General features: G+C 68.2%; 4 protein-coding genes and 2 pseudogenes. 3 read left to right on the forward strand and 3 right to left on the reverse strand.

Translation table 11 applies throughout. From position 1 onward, the window contains the following. Positions 1-193, reverse strand: a pseudogene (locus tag H590_RS18140) (ISL3 family transposase); the annotation flags it as partial. A gap of 190 nt (positions 194-383) precedes the next feature. Here H590_RS18140 and H590_RS16900 point away from each other — a divergent pair. Continuing rightward, positions 384-1,817, forward strand: coding sequence for a BCCT family transporter (locus tag H590_RS16900; RefSeq protein ID WP_071161770.1), 1,434 nt, complete (start codon positions 384-386; stop codon positions 1,815-1,817). 119 nt (positions 1,818-1,936) lie between these two features. Here the strand turns inward: H590_RS16900 and H590_RS18975 are convergent, their stop codons facing one another. After that, entirely contained in the window at positions 1,937-3,130 is a 1,194-nt protein-coding gene (locus tag H590_RS18975) for a hypothetical protein (RefSeq protein WP_197720500.1), read from the reverse strand. Between the two features lie 220 nt (positions 3,131-3,350). On the opposite strand from H590_RS18975, the gene nhaA reads away from it, so the two are divergent. Both nhaA and H590_RS16905 read left to right on the forward strand, forming a co-directional pair. Further along, positions 3,351-4,616 carry a Na+/H+ antiporter NhaA gene (gene nhaA, locus H590_RS0113395; protein WP_027587659.1) on the forward strand — a complete coding sequence of 422 codons (1,266 nt, stop codon included), beginning with the start codon at positions 3,351-3,353 and terminating at the stop codon, positions 4,614-4,616. Positions 4,617-4,816: 200 nt separating this feature from the next. Next, the gene (locus tag H590_RS16905; RefSeq protein WP_161626036.1) at positions 4,817-5,851 is read left to right on the forward strand and encodes a glycosyltransferase; all 1,035 of its coding nucleotides are present in this window, start codon (positions 4,817-4,819) and stop codon (positions 5,849-5,851) included. 470 nt (positions 5,852-6,321) lie between these two features. Here H590_RS16905 and H590_RS19255 read toward each other — a convergent pair. Next, positions 6,322-6,484: pseudogene (locus H590_RS19255) on the reverse strand (IS110 family transposase); the annotation flags it as partial.

Below are 6,484 nucleotides of genomic sequence, written 5' to 3' on the forward strand. Positions count from 1 at the left end.
CACGTGGTCTCCCTTCGCAGCCGCAGCGCCGGCACCACTGGTCGGGCTCGACCACCTGGCAGGCCAATACGGCACGATCCGGCTCGAGTCGCTGCCCGGTGACAACGAGGCCGAGTTCGTCGAGGCGGCAGAAGGCAGTCAGGTCGGGGCTGGCGAACGCATCAGCGCGCCCGCCGACGGTAGCGTCGTGCACGTCGAGGTCTTTCGGGCTGAGTGTGTAGGAGCTCTCATCCTCGGGAGACCTCGACCCCTATCCGGCCACCGACGCGCCGGCCCGCCGCGCGACGTGCGCTACACCCTCATCTGGGAAGAGCCGGAAACGTGACACGGAGACGCCAAGCGCCGGCTCGGGAAAGAGATCACCGAAGACGATCCTCAAGGAGGTGACGCATCCGGCGCTGATCCCCGGGATCGGGGTCGAGGACACGCCGCGCGTGTTCAGTACCAACTGGGCTGTCTTCGGGATCGCCGGTGTCCTCGTCCTCGGAGTCGTCGTCTGGGGCTTCCTCGCCCCCGACAGCATCAGCGCCGCGGGAGCGGCGTCTCTGGGCTGGGTGACCGACAACTTCGGCTGGCTGTTCTCACTGCTCGCGATCGCGACCATCGGGTTCATGTTCGTCGTCGGCTACGGCCGGACCGGCGGCATTCGCCTCGGCGCCGACGACGAGTCGCCGGAGTTCTCCACGGTGTCGTGGATCGCGATGCTGTTCTCCGCCGGCATGGGCATCGGCCTGCTGTTCTGGGGCCCCGCCGAGCCACTGGCCTACTTCACCGACGTGCCGCCGGGCTTCACGGCGGAACCGGGCAGCAGAGATGCGATGCTCGACGCGCTCGCGCAGTCGATCCTGCACTGGGGCCCGATGGCGTGGGCGTTCTACGCGCTCGTCGGCGGCGCGATCGCCTACGCCGCCTACCGCAGGGGACGGGCGCCGCTGATCTCGGCGATCTTCCGCCCCATCTTCGGAGAGCGCACCGAGGGATGGATCGGCGCGGTCATCGACGTGTTCGCGATCATCGTCACCCTGTTCGGCACCGGCGTCACCCTCGGGATGGGCACCCTGCAGATCGCCAGCGGCGTCGAGGTCGTCACCGGCATCGGCCCCCTCGGCAACGCGGGGCTCATCGTCATCATCACGATCCTCACCGCCGCGTTCGTGGTCTCCGCCGTCTCCGGTATCAAGCGCGGCATCCGTGCCCTGTCGAACATCAACATGGTCATCGCCGCGGTCATCGGGGTGTTCATCTTCATCGCCGGCCCGACCCTGTTCCTGCTGAACATGATCCCCGCCAGCGTCTCCGCGTTCTTCGGCGAGCTATGGACCATGCTCCTGCGCAACCCCGCCCAGGGCAACGACGCCGCCGCGTTCATGGCCAGCTGGACCAACTACTACTGGGCCTGGTGGATCTCCTGGACACCGTTCGTGGGCATGTTCATCGCGAAGATCTCCCGCGGCCGCACCCTGCGCGAGTTCGTGACCGTCGTCATCGTCGTCCCCTCGATCGTGTGCATCGTGTGGTTCGGGATCATGGGCGGCACGACCATGCTCTTCGAGTCCCAGGGGAGCGGGATCGCGGATGCCGGATCCCCGGAGGCGATCCTGTTCGCCGTGTTCGGCGCGCTGCCGTTCGGGGTGGTCCTGTCCGTGCTGGCGATGATCTCCATCATCCTGTTCTTCGTCACCTCCGCGGACTCGGCCGCGATCGTGATGGGGTCGATGAGTCAGCGCGGCAAGCCCGAGCCGTCGACGTGGGTGACGATCACCTGGGGCGTTCTCCTCGGCGCCGCAGCCCTCGCGCTGCTCCTCGCGGGAGGGTAGACCGCGCTGTCCGGGTTGCAGTCGATCATGGTCGTCTCGGCGCTGCCGTTCGCGATCATCGTGATCGGGATCATGATCTCCTGGGCCAAGGAACTGCGCACCGACCCCTACATACTCCGCTACCGGTACGCGCGTGCCGCGATCGCGCAGGGCGTCCGGCGCGGCATCGCCGAGCACGGTGACGACTTCGTCTTCGAAGCCGCCGAGGTCGCCGCCGACGAAGGCGCCGGAGCGGGCATCGACACCGACGATCCCGCCCTCACCGAATGGTACGAGACCGCGACCGGACAGATCCCGATCGTCACCGCCCAGGACGTCACCCGCACGCTCGAACCGGGACGCATCCAACCCAAGGGCCCGGGGGACCCCACCCACACCGCCTCCGGAGACGCCTCGCTGACGGTCGGCGAAGAGCGGCGAGCCTCTCGACGAGAAACCCGAGAGAAGATCAGCGACACCGAGAAGGGCGACTGAGCATCGGTCGCCTGCGCGCGCACGGTCCCGAGCAGGTCAGCGTGCGGCGATCTCGGCTGCCGTGTCGAGGAGATCGTAGAGATCCGAACCGTCCAGCCCACGCCGCGGTCGACGAGATGCGAACGATCGGGGAGTGTCTTCTGCGCCACATCGATGAGGACGATCTGCTCGGCAGGGTCCGGAATATGCCGCAGCCCGAAGACGCCAAGGACACTCACCGACGCGGGGCCGTCGCCCCGTTGCTCTCCCGCTGCCCGCGAGCCGACCACGTTATCCGGTTCCGGAAGCTGCGCGAAGGTCGTCTCATAGAGCTCCACGACGGGAGCCTGATTCAACGCCGTGTCGCCGTGCACATGCCCGATGGCATAGACATCCCCGGTACGGATGGCGAGGAGGTCGCCGGGCCGGGTGAAGGTGATCGTCTCGCGCGTCGGAGGGCGGCGCGTCAGGGCAACGGGGGCGGAACGAAGCAGCGCAGCGACGTCCGCCGACTGACGCTCGAAGACGTCACTGAGCCAGACCCGGGCGTTCAGCTCGGCGATTCCGGAGACTGCGCGCTCTGTCAGCTCCGGGTCGATCAGCCCCACCTGGTGCAGGCAGGTGGCGAGTGCCAGGGCGACCTGATGGCCGAGCATCCGGTCCGAATCGGAGTGGTCGGCATCGAGCAGTCCCGACCATCGGCGGATCAGGCGCGGGACGACGTCCTCATAGCGTGCTCCCCGATGCCCGGCGTGCTTGGCGTAGATGAAGCTCGTGCCCGCGAGACGGGCGACCTCGTCCTCCACGGTCGCGGGGATCTGGCCGATCGCGAGCTTGTCCAGGATCTGCTTATGTCGCACGCCGACAACGATACGACGGGACGAGGAGGGACTAGCCAACGGCGACGGCCCGGCGCGCCTGCCGGCGCGCGGCTGTCGAGTTGTCACGTAAGGTGGATTCCGGCGCGCCTGCCGGCGCGCGGCTGTCGAGTTGTCACGTAAGGTGGATTCCGGCGCGTCGGGAAGTCTGGTCGACATCGACGCCGGCGACACCCGCCGGCGGTGTGACCAGAGGAGACCCATGACGCCAGTGACCCGTGTTCGTGACGCCCGCCGCCGTGTGCGGCGATGGGTGACGCTCGAGACCACCAGCGGATTCCTGCTGCTGGCCGCGGCCGCACTCGCTCTCCTCTGGGCCAACTCGCCGTGGCATGACACTTACACTGCGTTGTCGGAGATCACCCTCGGTCCCGCCGTTCTTCATCTCGACCTCTCGTTGTCGAGTTGGGCGGCCGACGGTTTGTTGGCGGTGTTCTTCTTCGTCGTCGGCGTCGAACTCAAGCACGAACTCGTCGCCGGAAGCCTCCGCCGTCCGCGGGAGGCGGCCGTTCCCGTCCTGGCCGCGGTGGGTGGGATGATCCTGCCGGCCGTGTTCTTCGTGAGCGTGATCCTCGTCTCCGGGGATCGGGAGGCCCTGCACGGGTGGGCGATCCCGACCGCGACCGACATCGCGTTCGCTCTCGCCGTGCTGGCGATCTTCGGCCGCGGGCTGCCGCGGGCGCTGCGAACTTTCCTGCTCACGCTGGCCGTGGTCGACGATCTGCTGGCGATCGTGGTGATCGCGGTGTTCTACACGACCGGGATCGACATCATCGCCCTGGCGTGCGCTCTCGGCCTCGTGGTCCTCTTCGGGGTCATGGTGCGCATGCGGCGCCCGCAGTGGTGGCTTCTCGTCCCGCTCGCTCTGGCCGCATGGGGGTTCATGCACGCATCCGGCGTGCACGCGACCATCGCCGGAGTCCTGCTCGGCTTCACCGTTCCTGCCCGGATCATCCACGGCGAGCCGGAGCCGCGAACCCACCGGCTCGATGACGCGATCCGCCCGTTCTCCTCCGGCATCGCCCTGCCCGTGTTCGCGTTCTTCTCCGCCGGTGTGTCTCTGATCGACGGCGAGGGGCCCGCGGCAATCCTCGGCCAGCCGGTCGTGCTCGCCATCGTCGCCGGGCTCGTGCTCGGAAAGCTCCTCGGCGTGCTGGGCATGACCGCGCTGGTCGCCAAGCTCACCCCGTTGCGACTGCCCGACGCGATCGGCATCCGTGATCTCCTCCCCGTGGGGCTTCTGACGGGAATCGGATTCACCGTGTCCCTGTTGATCGCCGAGCTGTCGTTCCCCGACACCGAACACACCGACGGTGCGAAGATCGCGATCCTGATCGGCACCCTCATCGCCGCGATCTCCGCCGCGATGATGCTGCGATGGGACGCCCGCAAAGCACGCAACGCGGACATGAACGAGGACGGGCAGCCGGACCGGGATATCGCCCGCATCGGAGACGACGATGCCTAACGCGTCCTCGGCTCCTCGCCACGGCCGGGTCCTGCTGGCCACGGCCGGGAGCCGAGGGGACGTCGAGCCGTTCTTCGGCCTCGCCGCGGTGCTGCAGGAGGGCAGGGCACGAGGTCCGCGTCGCAGCGCCCGACGATCCGATCCCCGGTGAGGGCATCGACGTCGCCAGCCTCGGCGTGAGCTTCCGGCGACTGGCCAGCATGACGCAGGAATCGCGCAACGGTCTCCGCGCCTTTCGTGAACAGATCCGGCCCGCGATGAGCATCATGCTCGCACGGGTCGTGGACACCGCCATGTCCTGGCAGCCGGACATCATCGTCTTCCATCCCAAGCTGCTCACCGTCCCGGTCGTCGCCGAGCGCCTCGGCATCCCCGCTCTCGACGTCGGGTTCACGCCCGTACTCAGCCCCACGCGCGAGTTTCCCGCTCCCGGTGTGGCGAGTCGCTCTCTCGGTGCGGTCGGCAACCGGCTGAGCTATCGCGCCGTCACACTGGGGGAGCGGTTGTTCGCCGCGGACATCCGCGCGGCGAGACGCAGACTCGGCCTTCCCTCTTCGCGCCGGGTCGCGTCGCCGGCCGGATCACTGATCGCCGTGTCGCCCACGCTGCTGCCACGCCCGGCGGACTGGCCCTCGACGACGCACCTCACCGGCGACTGGCCTGCGCCCCCTGCGCCCTCGGCACTCTCGCCTGCCGTCCGGGAGTTCCTCTCAGACCCCGCGCCGTTCGTGTATGCCGGGTTCGGGTCCATGCACGGCGGAGACGCCGTCTCCCGGGCCGAAGCCATCGTCGAAAGCGTACGGGCAGCCGGCCTCCGCCTCCTGCTCGCCACCGGTTGGGGAGGTCTCGAACCGCCACATCGATGCCTGCGACCCGATGTGCTGATCGCCGAGAGCGTGCCGCACGAGCATGTGCTCGGGGCGGCTACAGTCGCGATCCATCACGGCGGTGCGGGCACCGTGCACGCAACGGCCAGGGCCGGGACGCCGTCGATCATCGTTCCCTTCCTCGCCGACCAACCATTCTGGGCCCGCCGACTCCAGCACGCCGGACTCACCGGACCGGCGCTGCACCGAAATCACCTCACCCCCGACCGCGTGAAAGGTGCGATCGCTGACGCCGTCGACCGGACACCGCAAGCTCAAGCCGCGGCGGAAGCCATGCTGCGCGAAGACGGACCCGCCGCGGCGACCGCACTGATCGCCCAAACACTGACGAGCGTGCACACATCATGACCTCACGCATCCTCCTTGCCGGAGACCTCACGCTCCCTGAACTGACAGAGGAAGACCACTCGGCACCGGAGCCCGGGATCAGAACAGTCGTCTGGGGATGCGACCTCACCGGCATCACGAACCGACGGGCTTCCCGGGCGCGGCTCAGACAAGCCGGCCTCGACGCGCTGAACGCCTGCCGGCACACCCCCGGCGCGCGCCACATCGTCCTCGTATATTCCGCGGAACCCAACGTGAGACCCTCTCTCCACCGGGTCGCCTCAGCCGTAGCGACCAGGCTGCACACCGAGCTTGAACGACGAACCGGCCGCGACCTCGACGCTATCGCGGCTCATCCGAATCCAGGGTGTAGTCGGGGTCTGAACCCGCCGGTCTCGAGCAGGGATCTGGCGATGTAGTTGGTCAGGTTGCGGAACCCCAGCGCCGAGCCGCGCAGGTGCTCGAGCCTGCCGTTGAATCTCCTATGTCTGTCAAGCAGAGCTTGGGGTGCAGTTGGCTGCGGCCGTGTTGAGTTTTCGGTAGATGTTTCGAGCGAGGTAGCGCTTGAGACAGCGGCGGATCTCTCGGGGTGTTCGTCCTTCGGCGCTGCGGCGTTCGACGTAGGCGCGGGTGCGGGGATCCATGCGCATGCGT

The organism is Acidipropionibacterium jensenii DSM 20535, from assembly GCF_000425285.1.
Classification (GTDB): Bacteria; Actinomycetota; Actinomycetes; order Propionibacteriales; family Propionibacteriaceae; genus Acidipropionibacterium; species Acidipropionibacterium jensenii.

Excerpts from the sequence above, each read along its gene's own strand:
- H590_RS16905 (WP_161626036.1), top strand. The coding sequence starts at position 4,817 with ATGACGCAGGAATCGCGCAACGGTCTCCGCGCCTTTCGTGAACAGATC.
- nhaA (WP_027587659.1), top strand. The coding sequence starts at position 3,351 with ATGACGCCAGTGACCCGTGTTCGTGACGCCCGCCGCCGTGTGCGGCGA.